Source organism: uncultured Pseudoalteromonas sp. (genome assembly GCF_963922945.1).
Taxonomy (GTDB): Bacteria; Pseudomonadota; Gammaproteobacteria; order Enterobacterales; family Alteromonadaceae; genus Pseudoalteromonas.
Map to the genome: position 1 here is coordinate 1 of NZ_CAWUKC010000076.1, position 18,616 is coordinate 18,616.

The window sequence follows — 18,616 nt, forward strand, 5'->3', positions numbered from 1 at the left end:
AGGCGGGAAAACAAAAACGGCTCATATAAGGTCACCACCTTACATGAACCGCTTTCACACTGACAACATCTTACACACACAATATAAGATTCTATTTGCTACACAGTAGCTAACTAATTTAGTGATTGCTGTGTAAAGCTGGTGGAATAAAAACAGTTCAAATCAGGTCACCACCTAACTTGAACTGCTTTTCACACTGACAACATCTTACACACACAATATAAGATTCTATTTGCTACACAGTAGCTAATTTAGTGATTGCTGTGTAATGCTCGTTGAATAAAAAACAGTCCAAATCAAGTCACCACCTAACCTGAACTGCTTTTTCACACTGACAACATCTTACACACACAATATAAGATTCTTTTCTTACTTGATTAGAGTAATTGTATCTAAAAAAGTTGCATTAATTTGGTGCAAAACAGTCAACATTTATAAAGAAAACGTTTAGCTGTTTGCTTTCGATGAAGTAACTCTAAAATAATTAGGTAAGTCAGACAAACGATAAAAATAAAACTAATAAGTGAAAAAAATTAAGCTATAGACTTTAGTCTATATCAAAGCTATAACAGCTTGAATTTTATGGTTTATCATTTTTTTGATGTAGTGTAGGAGTTATCGGGCAACGCTTGCAAAACTATTTTTAAATAGCCATAAAGTATTGTGAGTTATTTAAGCAAACGCAGCCCTAAATTAATTAACTTTGTATTTTTCTAAATGTAGATACAACCCATTTAGCAAATAAATCTAAAGCAGGGTTGGGGGTATTAGCTTCATGCTGTACTAAATAGTATTTATCCTTGGTAGTAAGAGGTTGTTGAAATAATTTATACAGCCATTTTTCATCAAACCAGCTTTGGCTAATTGGCAAAGGGATAAGTGAAATACCAATACCTTGTTGCGCTGCACGAGCGACCCCAAACATACTATCAATTTGTATAATTTGAGTAGGAGAAAAGTCATCTATGCCTGCTTTTTCAGCCCATTGATGCCAAGCCCACGGTCTAGCTTTGTGCAGTATTAATGGCACTTGGTTTAATGCTTGGCAGTGATCGTCTTTCCACTGTTTTAACAGCTTTTCATTACATGCAGGAATATATTCAAGATTAAATAGTTCTGCCGTTAAGCCTTCCGTAGGCTTACTAGAGGATAAAACAATCGATAAATCACTATGTCGAGTGAGTTCTTTTCGGGTTTTGAGCGTGTCCATTTGCAGGTTGATATTAGGGTGCTCAGATGTCCACTCGCTGAGTTTAGGCATAAGTAACTCACTGGCAAAAAATTCAGGCAGTGTAATTGTTATATTGGTATTTTGTTGTAATTGACTAAATTCATTAATAGTGTTTTCGAGCGTATAAATAATAGGTGATATGGCATCAAAAAAGTTTTTGCCAGCAGCGGTTAGACTAATAGAGCGAGTTTGGCGTTGAAATAGTTCAATGCCGAGCTGCTCTTCTAGTTGTTTGATCTGATGGCTTACCGCAGAGGGCGTTAAATACAGCTCTTTAGCTGCGTGTTTAAAACTTAGGCTTTTTGCTGCAAAGCAAAAAGAACGAAGGCCTCGAATAGGAGTTTGCATGTTTTCCAATAGTTGTTTATTAATTTAAGACGCCTATAACAGGCAATAATCGAACCAATTATTTAATATAATAATATCAATAGTTTAATTTTAATTATAGCACTAGTTCACAAAAAAGGTGCAGACTATCTACAAGTTAGTGCAAAAAATCAAAGCGCTTACATTAAACATATTTGAATTATAGATAATATTTACTACAAGGGTATTAAAAACAAAAATTTATTTCTGGCAAAAAAAATCCCTCTTTCGAGGGATTTTGGGTAACTCAGCGCCATTGGCACTGGGAATGAGGTCGGTACATGGTAAAGCGCTAAAAAACCATTTCTGGTACTTCACCGTCAACAAGTAATTTACCTGCTGTTTTACTAACTATTTCATCAACCGAGACGCCAGGTGCGCGCTCTAATAAATGAAATGCGCCGTCTTTAATTTCAAGAACGGCTAAGTCTGTCACTATTTTTTTAACACAATTAACGCCTGTCAGCGGTAATGTGCACGACTCTAACAGTTTTGAGTCGCCATGTTTGCTTGCATGGGTCATAGTAACAATAATATTCTTTGCCCCTGCGACTAAATCCATTGCGCCCCCCATGCCTTTAATCAGCTTTTTAGGGATCATCCACGACGCAATGTTGCCGCTTTGGTCTACTTCAAATGCACCCAGAACGGTTAAGTCTACATGACCACCCCGTATCATGGCAAAACTATCTGCACTATTAAATATGGCTGCACCTGTCGCAGCTGTCACGGTTTCTTTACCCGCGTTAATCATATCGGCGTCTAACTCTGCTTTTGTAGGGTAGGGACCCATGCCTAAAAGACCATTTTCGGACTGTAGCATAACTGCAATACCTTCAGGTACATAGTTTGCGACGAGTGTCGGAATTCCAATGCCTAAATTAACGTAGTAGCCGTCTCTTAGCTCTTGTGCAACGCGCATTGCAACTTGTTCACGTGATAATGCCATAACTTTGCTCCTGCTTAATCTCGTGTTGTTACACGTTCAATGCGTTTTTCAAAGTTGCCTTTAATTACGCGATTAACAAAAATACCAGGGGTATGAATTTGGCTTGGCTCAAGCTCACCCGGCTCGACTATTTCTTCTACCTCAGCAACGGTAATTTTACCTGCGGTTGCCGCCATTGGATTAAAGTTCATAGCGGTGTGTCTAAACACTAAATTACCGTATCGGTCGGCTTTCCATGCTTTTATAATAGCAAACTCGCCAGTAATCGATTCTTCTAAAATATAAGGACGGCCATTAAATTCTTTTACCTCTTTGCCTTCGGCAACTGGGGTACCATAACCTGTGGCGGTATAAAATGCCGGAATACCTGCACCACCAGCACGCATTTTCTCAGCCAAAGTGCCTTGCGGAGTCAGCTCAACATCTATTTCGCCACTTAATAATTGTTGCTCAAATAAAGCGTTTTCACCTACATATGAGGCGATCACTTTTTTGATTTGTTTATCTTGTAATAAAACACCTAACCCAAAGTCATCTACACCACAGTTATTAGAAACCACGGTGAGTGCTTTGGTATTCATTTTCTTGATCTGTTTAATTAAACCTTCAGGAATACCGCACAGCCCAAAGCCACCAGCTATAACGGTATCACCGTCTTTTAACCCTTCCATTGCGGCTTCGTAACTCGAAACCACCTTATCAAATCCGGCCATGAGACTCTCCTCATTGTGTTGATAGCCATAAGGCTAGTTAAATTTTTATTTTTGTGGATTGCCAAGAGCAATCGAAACCTTGCTAACTGGCGTTTTATCAAGAGTCTGGGTAATTCGCCAACCCGCGCCACTTAATCTTTGTAAATCAATTCCATGCTCTATGCCAAGCCCATTGAGTAAGTAAACCACATCTTCGGTGGCAACATTTCCTGACGCGCCTTTGGCATAAGGGCAACCACCAAGCCCTGCAACAGCGGCATCAACCGTTGCTATACCTAGGCTCAGTGCTGCGTAAATATTTGTGAGCGCTTGGCCATAAGTATCATGAAAATGAACAGCCAATTTTGATTTATCAATGTGTTTCAGTAAGAGTGTTAAAAGTTCGGTAACTTTACTTGCAGTGCCAACACCTATGGTATCGCCAAGGCTAATTTCGTAGCAGCCCATATCTAAAAGTGATTGAGATACAGCTAATACTTTTTGTGGGTCTACTTCGCCCTCGTAAGGGCAACCTAGCACACAACTTACATAACCACGTACACGTATATTATGAGTTTTTGCAAACGCCATTACTTCGCTAAAGCGCGCAATACTTTCTTCAATACTGCAATTTATGTTTTTTTGACAAAACGCTTCGCTTGCTGCTGTAAATATGGCAAATTCTTTAATGCCAGCTTGTTTCGCCAGCTGTGCCCCTTTTAAATTAGGTGTCAGCGCGCTTAAATTTACATGGGGTAAATCCAGTGCGTTGATCACCTCAGCGGAGTCGGCCATTTGTGGCACCCATTTGGGTGAGACAAAAGCACCAGCTTCAATATTTTTTAAGCCTGCGTCACTCAGTGCATTGATCAAGGTTATTTTATCTTTTGTAGAGACCGCTTTTTCATTTTGCAGGCCATCACGTGGGCCAACTTCTACAATTTTAACTTCAGTTGGGAAAGCAGCCATTACGATGCCTCCTGCGCCGTGGTGTCTTCTACAATCGCTAATAATGCACCATGTGAAACTAGCTCGCCTTCATCAAAGCAGTAGCTTTGTAAAATACCATCATGGGGAGCACTCAGTGTGTATTCCATTTTCATGGCTTCAATAATCACTACCGCATCGCCTTTGCCAAGGGTGCTGCCTACATCAACTAAATGCTTTACTACAGTACCATTAAGTGGCGCCGCAAGTGGCAGGGCGTCACTTTCATGGCTGCTAATGTAATGTTTAGTGTTTAAAGCAAGCTTAATTTGCAGCGCAGCAAACATCACGCTAATACTGTTATCAAAGTGGCAAACATGGGCGGTAAATTTTTCCCCATTAATAAACACATTACATACGTTTTGGTTTACGGAGCCTGCTATATCGAACGACTTATCATTATGCGTTACAACATAACCCGTTTTAGTTTTAACGGCGCTTATAGCTAAGTCTGTAAATGGTACATCCACTTTTTGTGGTGCGTTAAGCGTAAAACCACTGAGTTGTTGCCAGGGGCTTGCGCTTTTGTGAGTTGCCTTTTTAGCACTAAGCGATTCAAGGTAGGCAAAGGCTGCAATTAGTTGTGCTTTTTCAAGCGCGGCGCTATCAACACTTACCAATGCATCGCCTTGCTCAGCAATAAAGTGGGTACTTGGCGCACCTTGAGCAAACGTAGGGTGGCTTGCTAAGTTATGTAAAAAGCCAATATTAGTGCTAAAACCCGCTAAGTGAAACTGCTCAAGTGCTTGGCGTAAACGCGATAATGCTTGCTCTCGGTTATCATCATGCACAATCAGCTTTGCAATCATCGGGTCGTAATACGGGCTTATTTCATCGCCTTGTGCAATACCGGTATCAATACGTACAAACTCACTGTTAAGTGGTGTGCTTAACGCTTGAATTGTGCCCGAGCAGGGAATAAAGTCGTTAGCTGGGTCTTCAGCATAAATACGCGCTTCAAAGCTGTGGCCTTGGAGTTGTATATCTGATTGCGTTAGTGGCAATGTTTGCCCAGCGGCAATATTAATTTGCCAACTAACTAAATCTATACCGGTGACCATTTCTGTAACAGGGTGTTCCACTTGCAGGCGGGTGTTCATTTCCATAAAGAAAAACTCATCACCGCATAGCAAAAACTCAACCGTACCTGCACCTCTGTAGTTAATTGCAAGCGCACAGCGTACTGCAGCTTCACCCATTTCTTTGCGAAGTTCATCGCTTAAACCAGGCGCAGGGGCTTCTTCAATTACTTTTTGATGACGGCGCTGTAATGAGCAATCTCGATCACCTAAATAAACACAATTGCCATGGTTATCGGCAAATACCTGTACTTCAACGTGGCGAGGCTGGTCAACGTAGCGCTCAAGGAGTACTAAGTCGTTACCAAAACCGGCTATTGCCTCACGTTGTGCACCCTCAAGTGCAGTTATAAAATCTTTGGCTTGCTCAACTACGCGCATGCCTTTACCGCCGCCGCCAAAGGCCGCTTTAATGAGCACAGGGTAGCCAATTTTTTCGGCCTCAGATTTTAAAAAAGCAGGGTCTTGATTATCACCATAGTAACCTGGCACTAGGGGCACATTGGCTTTGGCCATTATTTCTTTAGCGCGTGTTTTAGAGCCCATGGCTTCTATGCTGCTTGCAAGTGGGCCAATAAACGCAATGTTGTTAGCTTCACAGGCTTTAGCAAAGTCGCTGTTTTCAGATAAAAAGCCGTAACCTGGGTGAATGCAATCTGCACCTGCGTTTATAGCCACTTGCAAAATTTTATCAGTTACAAGGTATGAGTCTTTACTTGGTGCGGGGCCAATATGGTAAGCCTCATCAGCCATTTTTACATGCTGTGCATGTTTGTCGGCGTCAGAATAAACAGCCACTGTAGTTAGGCCCATTTGCTTTGCGCTTCGCATTATACGGCACGCAATTTCACCACGGTTGGCAATGAGTATCTTTTTTAATGTGTGTGTGTTCATAATTAATCCTACAGTTGCCAAGCGGGTGGGCGTTTATCAAAAAAGGCGCTTAATCCTTCTTGGCCTTCGTCCGACACCCGTATATTTGCAATACGTTCTGCTGTGAGTTTAATAAGTTCATCATTTATGGGCTTATTAGCGACATCGTTTATTAACGTTTTAGCTGCTTTTACAGCCACAGGACCGTTATCAATTAATATTTGCAGCATGTTATCAAGGGCACAATCTAAATTACCGGTAACTTGATGAACCAAACCAAGCTGTTTTGCTGTGTGGGCATCAAACACTTCGGCGGTTAAAAAGTAGCGGCGCGCAGCACGTTCACCAATGGCTTTAATTACATAGGGGCTAATTACCGCAGGAATAAGCCCTAGCTTTACTTCGCTTAAACAAAACTGCGCATCGTCTTTACTTAGGGCAATATCGCAACAGGCAATTAAGCCCAGAGCGCCACCAAATGCAGCGCCTTGTACAGCACATATAGTAGGATGAGGAGAGGCGGCTAGTACCTGCATTAATTTAGCGAGCTGCATAGAGTCGGCAAGATTATCGGCGTAGTTGTTATCAGCCATTGATTTCATCCAGGCTAAATCGGCACCGGACGAAAAATGCTTACCCTCAGTTTTTAAAACTAAAGCACGAATATCGAGCGTATTTGCATGCTCTATACACTGAATTAGTTCGTGAATTACTTCACTATTAAATGCGTTCCGTTTTTCAACTCGGCTTAAAACAAGTACAGCCACATTAGATTTTGTTATTTGTAGTGTTACTGACATTTTTGCGCTCCGGTTACATTCTAAATACGCCAAATTTAGAGTCTTGCTGTGGTGCATTCTTAGCTGCATTTAAGGCAAGGCCTAATACGTTACGAGTATCGGCGGGGTCAATAATGCCATCGTCCCACAAGCGTGCGCTTGCGTAATACGGATGACCTTGCTTTTCGTACTGATCAATAATTGGCTTTTTAAAATCGCTAACTTCTTGCTCGCTCATGCTATGGCCTTTACGGGCTAAGCCATCTTGCTTAACTTGTGCCATTACACCAGCAGCTTGCTCGCCACCCATTACTGAAATACGGGCATTGGGCCACATCCACATCATGGTCGGTTCAAATGCGCGGCCACACATACCGTAGTTACCAGCGCCATAAGAGCCACCGATTAGTACCGTAAATTTAGGCACATCGGCACACGAAACTGCCATAACCATTTTAGCGCCGTGCTTTGCTATGCCTTCGGCTTCGTATTTTTTACCTACCATAAAGCCGGTAATATTTTGTAAAAACACTAATGGAATATTGCGCTGTGCGCATAGTTGAATAAAGTGCGCGCCTTTTTGCGCCGACTCACTAAATAAAATGCCATTATTTGCCACTATGCCAACAGGGTTACCGTAAATACTGGCAAAACCGGTTACCAACGTTTCACCAAAGTAACGTTTAAATTCATCAAACGATGAATCATCAACTGTACGGGCAATCACTTCACGCACATCAAACGGCTTTTTAAGGTCGGTGCCAACAATGCCGTAAAGCTCGTTTATATCGTACCGCGGGGGTTTTACATCCTCTAAAAGGGGGGCTGTAGGGCGCGTATAATTAATACGTTCAATACATTGGCGTGCAATAGACAACGCATGTTCGTCATTTTCAGCAAAGTGATCGGCCACACCTGATGTTTTACAGTGTACATCGGCGCCGCCCAATTCCTCGGCGCTGACTACTTCACCTGTAGCTGCTTTTACAAGCGGTGGGCCTGCTAAAAATATTGTGCCTTGCTCTTTTACAATTATGCTTTCATCGGCCATAGCAGGTACGTAGGCACCACCAGCAGTACATAAACCCATGACTACAGCAATTTGAGGAATGCCTTTCCCCGACATTCTGGCTTGATTGTAAAAAATACGGCCAAAATGTAACTTATCAGGGAATACATCGTCTTGCTCAGGCAGGTTAGCACCGCCTGAGTCTACCAAGTAAATACAGGGTAAGTGGCAGCGCTCGGCTATATCTTGTGCGCGTAAGTGCTTTTTAACAGTCAGCGGAAAGTACGTACCACCTTTTACTGTGGCATCGTTTGCGATGATCATGCATTCAATACCTTTAACACGGCCAATACCGGCAACGACACCTGCACAGGCAATCTCTTGCTCGTACACCCCAAAGGCTGCAAATTGCGAGATTTCTAAAAACGGTGAGCCTTCATCTAGTAAAGTACTAATGCGGTCGCGTACAAATAATTTACCTCGGCTTTCGTGGCGCGCTTTTAACGTAGCGCCGCCACCTAAGCTAATGGTGGCCACTTTGCTTTGTAAATCATCAACTAAAGCGGCCATATGTTTGTGATTTTGCACAAACGTAGGATCGTGAGGATTAACGCTCGAATTTAATATCGTCATAATTTAATCCTTAACGGCTTTCGGTAAATAGTTCGCGGCCAATAAGCATGCGGCGTATTTCTGATGTACCAGCGCCAATTTCATATAATTTGGCATCACGTAGTAATCGGCCTGTGGCATATTCATTTATGTAGCCATTACCACCTAATATTTGAATGGCATCAAGGGCCATTTTAGTGGCAAGTTCAGCAGCGTATAAAATAGCGCCGGCGGCATCTTTACGGGTGGTTTCGCCGCGGTCGCAGGCCTTTGCAACGGTATAAACGTATGAGCGTGCTGCGTTCATTTGCGTATACATGTCGGCTACTTTGCCTTGAATTAACTGAAATTGACCAATAGGGGTGTCAAACTGCTTACGCTCATGAATATAAGGTACAACTATATCCATACAGGCTTGCATAATACCAAGCGGGCCTGCAGCAAGTACTACACGTTCGTAATCAAGGCCGCTCATAAGTACCTTAACGCCTTCGTTTAGGTTACCCAAAATGTTTTGTTCGGGTACTTCGCAGTTTTCAAACACCAGTTCACACGTATTAGAGCCACGCATGCCGAGTTTATCGAGCTTTTGTGCGGTAGAAAAACCAGGGAAGTTTTTTTCAACAATAAATGCGGTGATGCCTTTAGCGCCGGCTTCTAAATCTGTTTTTGCGTAAATAACAAACGTGTGTGCGTCGGGGCCGTTGGTGATCCACATTTTATTACCGTTTAAAATGTACTTATCGCCTTTTTTCTCGGCTTTTAGTTTCATCGAGACCACGTCAGAGCCTGCATTAGGTTCACTCATGGCAAGGGCGCCAATGTGTTCGCCGCTGATCAGTTTAGGTAGGTATTTTTCTTTTTGTGCTTGGTTACCGTTACGGTTAATTTGGTTTACACACAAGTTAGAATGTGCACCATAGCTTAAGCCAATTGAAGCACTCGCACGGCTAATTTCTTCCATGGCGATTACATGCTCTAAATACCCTAAGCCAGCTCCGCCAAATTCTTCAGGAACGGTCATACCTAATACACCCATTTCGCCCATTTGCGGCCAAAGCTGATTAGGAAACGCGTTATCACTGTCTGTTTTTTCTGCAAGCGGTGCTATTTCTTGGCTCGCAAAGCTATTGACGTGGTCGCGGATCATATCGGCGGTTTCGCCTAGGCCAAAGTTCATCTCTTTATAAAGTGAAATAGTGCTCATGATTCATTCCTGTTTGTGTGTTATCAGTGTGTTTTTATTTTTAAAATAGGCTACTCGTCTATTTTATTTAATGTGTCTCTACAGCGACGCTCCGCTGTAACTAATTCCATAAGCACAACTTTTATGTCGTCCATTTGCTGAGAAAGGTCAGCTTTTTTTTCTGCAATTAAATCGAGCATAGTAACCAGCTGTTTAGCGCTTGATTTGTCAGCGTCGTACAGTTCAAACAAACGGCCTGTTTCGGCCAGCGTAAAACCTAGGCGTTTGCCACGTAAAATAAGTTTTAAGCGAACTTTGTCGCGTTTTGAATAAATACGGGTTTGGCCATTGCGCTCGGGGGTAATTAAACCTTGGTCTTCGTAAAAACGAATCGAGCGGGTAGTAATGTCAAACTCTTTAGCTAAATCACTAATGCTAAAAGTTTGATCGTTACTGCTTGGTGCTTTAGCAGAGCTTGCAAAGTTTGTTTGATTATCTGGTTTCATAGTTGTGTTTACCTCATTCGAATAACTCCAATATAAGTGAAGTTTACGTAAAGGTAAAGCTCGATGTGTTGTGAAACAGTTTATAATGGAGTGATAGGGTGAAATGTTAAATTAAGTTATTAGTATTCAATCAGTTATTTTTGTTCTTGTAACTTATCTTCGCAATTGGAAAATAAACCTTACGCTCTTAAAACTAAAAAATAAGCTATTTTTAGTTGACGTTAGCGTAAACGTTAGTATTGTGTATGGGTATTAAATAATAAATGAATATCAAATTAATAGAGCAAATATTCTAACAACTATTTGCATAAAAATACAACGGAGTTAATTATGACTTTAGAATCAGTGGTAATTGTAGCTGCAAAGCGTACGCCTATGGGTGGCTTTATGGGCGCATTAACCGATGCACAATCTACCGAGCTTGGCGCTACTGCCATTGCAAGTGCCCTTGCACAAACTGGTTTAGCTAATGATGCAATAGATGAAGTAATTATGGGCTGTGTATTGCCAGCGGGCCTTGGCCAAGCGCCAGCTCGCCAAGCGATGTTAAAGGCAGGCCTAGCTCTTGGCACGGGTGCCACAACCATAAATAAAGTATGTGGCTCTGGTTTAAAAGCCGCCATGCTTGCACACGATTTAATTAAAGCAGGCTCTATAAACTGTGCTATTGCAGGGGGTATGGAAAGCATGAGTAACGCACCGTATTTTATCCCTAAAGCGCGTGGCGGTATGCGTATGGGTCACGGCGAAATTAAAGATCACATGATGAGCGATGGCCTAGAAGATGCCTACGATAACAAAGCAATGGGCTGTTTTGCACAAGATACCGCCGATGAATATGGCATTGGCCGTGAGCAAATGGACGCGTTTGCACTAGGCTCGTTAAGTAAAGCCAATACTGCAATTGAAAATGGCAGCTTTGAAAACGAAATTGCCCCGCACACCCTAAAAACTCGCAAGGGCGATGTAACTGTATCGGTTGACGAGCAACCCGGTAATGCCCGCCCTGAAAAAATACCAAGCCTTCGCGCAGCCTTTAAAAAAGACGGTACCATTACTGCGGCTAATTCATCGTCAATTTCTGATGGCGGCGCAGCGCTTATATTAATGAGCGAATCAAAAGCAAAAGCGCAAGGCTTAACACCACTTTGTAAAATTGTCGCGCACAGTACGCACTCTCAAAAACCAAGCGAATTTACGGTAGCACCTGTAGGCGCAATGAACAGCGTGCTTGAAAAAGCAGGCTGGGCAACGACTGATGTTGACCTTTGGGAAATTAACGAAGCGTTTGCCATGGTAACTATGCTTGCCATTAACGAATTAAAACTTGATGAGAGTAAAGTAAACGTAAATGGTGGCGCGTGTGCACTTGGACACCCAATTGGTGCCAGCGGCGCGCGAATTTTAGTCACGCTTATTCACGCACTTAAAAACCGTAGCCTTAAAAAAGGCATTGCGTCTTTATGTATTGGTGGCGGCGAAGCCGTAGCCATGGCGGTAGAAGCTTACTAAGCACCAATCACATTAAAAATACGCAGCAACATAACAATAATAAAGCTGCGTTATTTTTAAAACGAACACACTAACAACAGGATTTACCCATGCACCAAGTTCCACTACTTATAAATGGCGAATTTGTTCAATCGGCTTCAAACGAGCTTATTGATGTAATTAACCCAGCAAACCAAGAAGTGCTTGCACAAGTTCCATGTACTACCGACTCAGAAATGGATGCAGCCATTGCTTCGGCCTCAGAAACATTTAAAACGTGGAAAGATGTGCCTATTACTGAGCGTGCCCGAATTATGATGAAATACTCGGCGCTATTAAAAGAGCACCACGATGAGCTGGCAACCATTATATGCCACGAATTAGGTAAAACGTTTGAAGATGCAAAAGGCGATGTATGGCGCGGTATTGAAGTAGTAGAGCAAGCAGCTAACGCACCGTCATTGATGATGGGCGAAACAATGGAAAATGTTGCCCGTAAAATCGATACCTATTCTTACATGCAGCCCCTTGGCGTATGTGCAGGCGTTACCCCATTTAACTTTCCGGCAATGATCCCACTTTGGATGTTTCCGCTGGCTATTGTATGTGGTAACACCTTTATTTTAAAACCGTCTGAGCAAGACCCTCTCACTCCAATGCGCTTAGCTGAGCTGTTTATAGAAGCGGGCGCGCCAAAAGGCGTATTACAAATTGTTCACGGTACCAAACCACAAGTGGACCGTTTACTAGAAGATAAAGCTATACGTGCTATCTCGTTTGTAGGCTCGTGCGGTGTGGGGGCATATATTTACGCTAAAGGCACACAAAACCTTAAGCGAGTTCAAGCCTGTGTGGGTGCTAAAAACCACATGGTTATTATGCCAGATGCGAGCAAATCGCACGTGGTAAATAACCTGGTTGGCGCATCAGTTGGTGCTGCAGGGCAGCGCTGTATGGGTATTTCGGTTGCTGTGTTTGTAGGCCAAGCAAGCGAGTGGGTAGATGAAATAAAAGCAGGCTTTGAAAACGTACGCCCAGGCGTGTGGGATGACAAAGAAGCAGCCTATGGACCACAAACATCAAAAGCCGCAAAAGCGCGTATTTTATCGCTTATTTCAAGCGGTAAAGAGCAAGGTGCTACGTGTTTGATTGACGGCTCAAACTACACAGTAGAAGGCTACGAGCAGGGTAACTGGGTTGGTCCAACGCTATTTACCGATGTTACAAAAGAGATGGATTTATACAAAGAAGAGATCTTTGGTCCTGTGCTTGCCTGTATGTTTGTAGATACGCTAGAAGAGGCCATCGCTCTTATAAACGAAAGCCCATACGGTAACGGTACATCACTATTTACCTCAAGTGGTGCTGCGGCGCGTAAATTTCAACACGAAATTGAAGTAGGGCAAGTGGGTATTAATGTGCCTATTCCGGTGCCATTACCGTTTTTCTCGTTTACAGGTTGGAAAGGATCGTTTTATGGCGATACGCATACCTATGGTAAGCAAGGTATACGTTTTTACACAGAAACTAAAACCATTACCTCACGTTGGTTTGAAGACGATATTGCTTCAGGGCCAAACATGAGCATTAATTTAAAATAATTACACACAAAAAATAATAATAAAGAAGGGCGCAAAGGCTAAACTCGCTGACAAGCAATTAGAACACACACATCAGCCTTTGCCGCTCTTCACTCATTTACCCTAATGGGACACACTAACAACACAATTGAAGAGGTCTACCATGGACTTTAACTTATCAGAAGATCAACACGCCTTTGCAGAAACTGCACGCCAATTTGCCGAATCAGAACTTGCGCCGCATGCAGCAATGTGGGATCACGAGCATATTTTTCCTAAAGACACGATTAAAGCCGCAGGCGAGCTTGGTTTTTGTGGTTTATACACGCCAGAGGAAGCTGGCGGCCTTGGATTATCACGCTTAGATTCAAGCATTATATTTGAGCAGCTTGCTATGGGCTGCACCGCAACAACGGCTATGTTAACTATTCATAATATGGCGACCTGGATGGTGGCAAGTTTTGGTACCGATGCAGTTAAAGACAAGTACGTAGAACAATTAGTAATGGGTGAGCTACTTGCCTCTTATTGTTTAACAGAGCCAGGCTCGGGCTCAGATGCGGCATCACTAAAAACAAAAGCTGTGCTTGAGGGCGATGAGTACGTTATTAACGGCTCAAAAATGTTTATATCGGGCGCAGGTGAAACCGAAGTATTAGTGGTCATGGCGCGCACGGGTGGCGAAGGTGCTGCGGGTATTTCGGCATTTGTAGTTCCGGCTGATGCAAAAGGTGTTGAGTACGGCAAAGCAGAAGAAAAAATGGGGTGGAACGCACAACCAACCCGCTTAATTAGTTTTGAAGATGTGCGTATTCCGGCACATAACCTACTAGGTATGGAAGGCGAAGGCTTTAAATTTGCTATGCAAGGCCTAGATGGTGGGCGTATTAATATTGCTACGTGTTCAATTGGTACAGCACAAGCTGCGCTAAACACAGCAAAAGAGTATTTAAAAGAGCGCACACAGTTTGGTAAGCCACTGGCTGCTTTTCAGGCATTGCAATTTAAAATTGCAGATATGAATACAGAGCTTGTTGCTGCTCGCCAAATGGTAAGGCTTGCGGCATTTAAACTTGATACCGGCGATAGCGAAAAAACAACGTATTGCGCTATGGCAAAACGCTTTGCAACCGATGTTGGCTTTAGCGTGTGTAACGAGGCACTGCAAATTCATGGTGGTTACGGTTACATAAAAGAATACCCGCTTGAGCGCCATGTACGTGATGTACGCGTTCATCAAATTTTAGAAGGAACAAACGAAATTATGCGCGTAATTATAGCGCGCCGTATTTTAGCAGAATCTGCAAGCGACGTTTTATAAGGAGCAAGTTATGTCACAATCAAAGCCAAGTATTGAACTGACCACTGAAGGCCATGTTGCTATTTTAACTATGTGTAACCCGCCAGCGAATACCTGGACAAAAGACACGTTAATAGATTTAAAAAACAAAGTTGATGAGCTTAATAACAACAAAAATATTTATGCGCTAGTGCTTAGTGGCGAAGGCGAAAAGTTTTTTAGCGCTGGTGCCGATTTAAACGTATTTGCCAGTGGCGATAAAGGCGTTGCAGCTGATATGTCGCGCGTATTTGGCGACGCATTTGAAGCACTAACTAATTTTAGAGGGGTGTCGGTTGCAGCCATTAACGGTTATGCCATGGGCGGCGGATTAGAAGTGGCGCTTGCGTGTGATATTCGTATAGCAGAAGAACAATCACAAATGGCGTTACCCGAGGCAAAAGTGGGTTTATTACCGTGTGCAGGCGGGACGCAAAATTTAGCATGGCTTGTAGGTGAAGGCTGGGCAAAACGCATGATTTTATGCGGCGAGCGCTTAAAAGCCGATAAAGCCCTGCAAATTGGCTTAGTAGAAGAAGTTGTACCACAAGGCGACAGCGTTGCAGCGGCATTAAAACTTGCCAACCAAGTAAGTGAGCAAAGCCCAAGCTCAGTAGCTGCCTGTAAAACGCTTATACAAAAAGGCCGCCATCAACCAATGAACAGTGTATTACCACTTGAGCGTGAATTGTTTGTTGGTTTGTTTGATACACAAGATCAACAAGAGGGCGTTAATGCCTTTTTAGAAAAACGCCGCGCTAATTGGGTAAATGGCTAATGAGTAATTTAACGTTATTAAATAATGCCGACGACCCCGTGCTATTTGAAACGGCAAGTGCAGAAAACGGCAGCTTAATTGGGCTTATTACACTCAACGTACCTAAAGCATTAAACGCCCTTAATTTTGACATGATCAAATTACTCGAGCCGCAGCTGCGCGCTTGGCATGACGATGATGCAATCGCAATAGTTATTTTAAAAGGCGCAGGCGATAAAGCGTTTTGCGCTGGTGGCGACGTGGTTAGTTTGCATTATGCAATGGCGCAGGGTAAACCCACAAGCTTAGTGGAAGAGTTTTTTACCCTTGAGTACAAACTTGATTACCTTATTCATACTTTTGATAAGCCAATCCTTGTTTGGGGTAGCGGCATAGTAATGGGGGGTGGTTTAGGCCTAATGGCCGGTGCTAGCCACCGCGTAGTAACCGAAACATCGCGCATTGCCATGCCAGAGCAAACTATAGGCTTATACCCAGATGTAGGCGGCAGTTACTTTTTACATAAAATGCCCCAAGGTGTGGGGCTATTTTTAGGGCTAACGTCGGCCTCTATTAATTGTGAAGATGCACGCTTTGTATCGCTTGCCGATCACTTTATCGACAGCACTAAATACGATGCCATGCTAGCGCACATTTTAGCTGCTGATTGGGGCAAAACCGCAAGTTTAAATCATGAGCGTTTAACTAAATTATTGACCGATTTAGATAATCAATCTGCGCGTATGCCCAAAGGCAACATTAAAGCTAACTTAGCAACCATTCAAAAATTAGCTGAATTTAATACGCTACAAGAACAAGTTGATTATATTTTAGGCCTAACCACTGACGACAAATGGCTGCAACGCGCCCAAAAGTCACTTAAGCATGGTTGCCCACTAAGTTGCGCGCTAGTAAGTGAGCAGCTAAAAGTCAGTAAAGGCAAAAGCTTACTCGCGTGTTTTAAAATGGAGCTGGGTATGTCGGTACGCGCTGGCGAAGTAGGAGAGTTTCAAGAAGGCGTAAGAGCGCTCTTGATTGATAAAGACGGCGCGCCTAATTGGCAATACAAAACACTGAATGATGTACCACAAGCCATAATAGAGAGCTTTTTTGCTAACCGTTTTGGCGAAAATCACCCACTCAATGGCTTAGACACCCCAACACACACATAAAGGAAAGACGATGACTAAACTCAATATTGGTTTTATCGGCTTAGGTAATATGGGCGGCCCTATGGCGGCTAACTTAATTAAAGCCGGTCACACTGTTACAGCATTTGATTTAAACCAGTCGGTCTTAAATGAACTTGCAAGTAAAGGCGCACACGCAGCTGATAATGCAAATGCATGTGCAACCAATGCCGACATACTTATTAGTATGTTGCCAGCAGGCAAACATGTTAAATCACTTTATTTAGGCAATAACGACGATAGCGGCTTAATTAATGTGCTGAGTAAAAACACCCTAGTTATTGATTGCTCTACAATAGATGCCGAGTCGGCCCGTGTGGTAGGCAATGCACTTGGCGAGCAGGGTATTAGCTTTGTAGATGCACCGGTATCGGGCGGCGTTGCTGGGGCAGCAGCAGGCACACTAACGTTTATTGTAGGAGGTAGTAAAGCTGCGTTTAATACCGCACAACCTGTACTTAACGATATGGGTAAAAACATATTTCATGCAGGTGATATAGGCGCAGGGCAAGTTGCAAAAATATGCAATAACATGCTGTTAAGTATTTTAATGGCAGGCACCAGCGAAGCCCTGCAAATGGGTATTAATAATGGGCTAGATGCAAAAGTACTCAGCGATATTATGACCGCAAGCTCTGGCCGTAACTGGACGCTCGAACTATACAACCCATGCCCAGGGGTGATGGATACAGCCCCTGCAAGTAACGATTACAAACCCGGCTTTATGGTCGATTTAATGGCTAAAGATTTAGGCCTTGCCATGGAAGCCGCGCAGCAAAGTAATTCATCCACCCCAATGGGGTCAATGGCTAAAAACTTATACACTATGCTACAGCACCAAGGCGCAGGTAGTGATGATTTTAGTGCCATCTTTAAACTGTTTTCTAAGTAGGAGTAACGTGTGGAAATTAAAAATAACACGGTAGTAATAACCGGTGGCGCACAAGGCTTAGGTTTTGCAATGGCGCAAAAATTTGCCCTTATGGGCGCTAACATTGCACTTATAGATATGGCGCAAGATTTATTAAATACAGCATGCGAGCAACTCACACAGCTGGAAGGTGTATCCGGCACTATTAAAGGTTACGCTGCAAACGTAACTGTTGAGAGCGAAGTAGAAAACGTATTTACTACCATTAATAGCGATTTTGGCCACATTGGTGTGCTTATAAACAACGCCGGCATTTTACGCGATGGCATGTTTATAAAAGCTAAAGACGGCAAAGTGGTAAAAAAAATGTCGCTTGAGCAATTTCAATCGGTGATTGATGTAAACCTTACTGGCGTATTTTTAGCAGGGCGAGAAGCGGCAAGCCACATGATTGAATCAGGCAAAGGCGGCGTGATAGTCAATATGTCGAGCGTAGCGCGGGCAGGTAACATAGGCCAAACAAACTACGCGGCATCAAAAGCTGGCGTAGTGGCACTTACCACCACATGGGCTAAAGAGCTTGGCCGTTTTGGTATACGCGTAGGCGCTATTGCACCAGGTGTTATTAGCACTGCCATGACCGACGCCATGAAACCCGAAGCCAAACAGCGCATGCTTGCAGTCACACCCGTAGGGCGATTAGGCGAAAGTGACGAAATAGCCCATACTGCACAGTACATAATCGAAAACGACTTTTTCACCGGTCGCGTGGTTGAAATAGACGGCGGGATTCGTTTGTAAACCGAACTGAATTAAGGTTGATTTAAAAAGCATGGCGCTTGTGGGCTGTGCTTTTTTTATTTTAAATAGGGAAGATTTATAATCTTGAAAAAGGGCTAATAACCCCGCTAGCACCTTGTTGTAAAACATGCGTATAAATCTGTGTAGTACGTATGTCACTGTGGCCTAACTGTGTTTGTACTGTGCGGATATCAGCGCCACTTTGCAGCAAATGCGTAGCGAAAGAATGGCGCAAAGTATGTGGGGTAACATGCTTATTTATATTTGCATCAAAAGCGGCTTTTTTAACAGCGCGTTGTAATTGCTTTTCATCAATAT

The 18,616-nt window shown here is 43.1% G+C and carries 17 protein-coding genes; 7 read left to right on the top strand and 10 right to left on the bottom strand.

The features are described from left to right. Positions 1–697 precede the first annotated feature (697 nt). The 9 genes from AABI99_RS14270 to AABI99_RS14310 all read right to left on the bottom strand — a co-directional run bounded on the left by AABI99_RS14270 (position 698) and on the right by AABI99_RS14310 (position 10,269). Positions 698–1,579, bottom strand: coding sequence for a LysR family transcriptional regulator (locus AABI99_RS14270; RefSeq protein ID WP_338366553.1), 882 nt, complete (start codon positions 1,577–1,579; stop codon positions 698–700). Positions 1,580–1,889: 310 nt separating this feature from the next. Beyond that, complete coding sequence (locus AABI99_RS14275; protein WP_338366554.1) at positions 1,890–2,546, bottom strand: 3-oxoacid CoA-transferase subunit B; 657 nt, start codon at positions 2,544–2,546, stop codon at positions 1,890–1,892. Positions 2,547–2,560: 14 nt separating this feature from the next. Next, on the bottom strand, positions 2,561–3,259 hold the full coding sequence (locus tag AABI99_RS14280; protein WP_338366555.1) for a CoA transferase subunit A: 699 nt from the start codon (positions 3,257–3,259) through the stop codon (positions 2,561–2,563). 45 nt (positions 3,260–3,304) lie between these two features. Continuing rightward, positions 3,305–4,207, bottom strand: coding sequence for a hydroxymethylglutaryl-CoA lyase (locus tag AABI99_RS14285; RefSeq protein WP_338366556.1), 903 nt, complete (start codon positions 4,205–4,207; stop codon positions 3,305–3,307). Beyond that, positions 4,207–6,198, bottom strand: a complete 1,992-nt coding sequence (locus tag AABI99_RS14290; protein ID WP_338366557.1) for an acetyl/propionyl/methylcrotonyl-CoA carboxylase subunit alpha — start codon at positions 6,196–6,198, stop codon at positions 4,207–4,209. The genes AABI99_RS14285 and AABI99_RS14290 overlap by 1 nt, the downstream gene beginning before the upstream one ends. An 8-nt stretch (positions 6,199–6,206) precedes the next feature. Then, positions 6,207–6,977, bottom strand: coding sequence for an enoyl-CoA hydratase-related protein (locus AABI99_RS14295; RefSeq protein ID WP_338366558.1), 771 nt, complete (start codon positions 6,975–6,977; stop codon positions 6,207–6,209). Positions 6,978–6,990: 13 nt separating this feature from the next. Further along, positions 6,991–8,598 (bottom strand): carboxyl transferase domain-containing protein, encoded by a 1,608-nt coding sequence (locus AABI99_RS14300; protein WP_338366559.1) that lies wholly within the window; start codon positions 8,596–8,598, stop codon positions 6,991–6,993. Positions 8,599–8,608: 10 nt separating this feature from the next. After that, a complete protein-coding gene (locus AABI99_RS14305) occupies positions 8,609–9,784 on the bottom strand; it encodes an isovaleryl-CoA dehydrogenase (protein WP_338366561.1) in 1,176 nt (391 codons plus the stop codon). A 50-nt stretch (positions 9,785–9,834) separates the two neighbouring features. Next, a complete protein-coding gene (locus AABI99_RS14310; protein WP_055016029.1) occupies positions 9,835–10,269 on the bottom strand; it encodes a MerR family DNA-binding transcriptional regulator in 435 nt (144 codons plus the stop codon). Between the two features lie 330 nt (positions 10,270–10,599). Between AABI99_RS14310 and AABI99_RS14315 the strand changes: the two genes are divergently transcribed. The 7 genes from AABI99_RS14315 to AABI99_RS14345 all read left to right on the top strand — a co-directional run bounded on the left by AABI99_RS14315 (position 10,600) and on the right by AABI99_RS14345 (position 18,298). Further along, the gene (locus tag AABI99_RS14315) at positions 10,600–11,781 is read left to right on the top strand and encodes an acetyl-CoA C-acyltransferase (protein WP_338366563.1); all 1,182 of its coding nucleotides are present in this window, start codon (positions 10,600–10,602) and stop codon (positions 11,779–11,781) included. A gap of 89 nt (positions 11,782–11,870) precedes the next feature. Beyond that, entirely contained in the window at positions 11,871–13,361 is a 1,491-nt protein-coding gene (locus tag AABI99_RS14320) for a CoA-acylating methylmalonate-semialdehyde dehydrogenase (protein WP_338366564.1), read from the top strand. 142 nt (positions 13,362–13,503) lie between these two features. Continuing rightward, on the top strand, positions 13,504–14,661 hold the full coding sequence (locus AABI99_RS14325) for an acyl-CoA dehydrogenase family protein (RefSeq protein WP_338366566.1): 1,158 nt from the start codon (positions 13,504–13,506) through the stop codon (positions 14,659–14,661). A gap of 10 nt (positions 14,662–14,671) precedes the next feature. After that, entirely contained in the window at positions 14,672–15,457 is a 786-nt protein-coding gene (locus AABI99_RS14330) for an enoyl-CoA hydratase (protein WP_338366567.1), read from the top strand. Continuing rightward, the gene (locus AABI99_RS14335; protein WP_338366568.1) at positions 15,457–16,608 is read left to right on the top strand and encodes an enoyl-CoA hydratase/isomerase family protein; all 1,152 of its coding nucleotides are present in this window, start codon (positions 15,457–15,459) and stop codon (positions 16,606–16,608) included. The genes AABI99_RS14330 and AABI99_RS14335 overlap by 1 nt, the downstream gene beginning before the upstream one ends. Positions 16,609–16,618: 10 nt before the next feature. Further along, positions 16,619–17,518 (top strand): 3-hydroxyisobutyrate dehydrogenase, encoded by a 900-nt coding sequence (gene mmsB / locus AABI99_RS14340; RefSeq protein WP_338366570.1) that lies wholly within the window; start codon positions 16,619–16,621, stop codon positions 17,516–17,518. Between the two features lie 9 nt (positions 17,519–17,527). Next, positions 17,528–18,298 carry an SDR family oxidoreductase gene (locus AABI99_RS14345; protein WP_338366571.1) on the top strand — a complete coding sequence of 257 codons (771 nt, stop codon included), beginning with the start codon at positions 17,528–17,530 and terminating at the stop codon, positions 18,296–18,298. Positions 18,299–18,374: 76 nt separating this feature from the next. On the opposite strand, the gene AABI99_RS14350 is transcribed toward AABI99_RS14345, so the two are convergent. Beyond that, the coding region (locus AABI99_RS14350) for a tyrosine-type recombinase/integrase (protein WP_338366572.1) at positions 18,375–18,616 on the bottom strand (242 nt) is incomplete at its 5' end.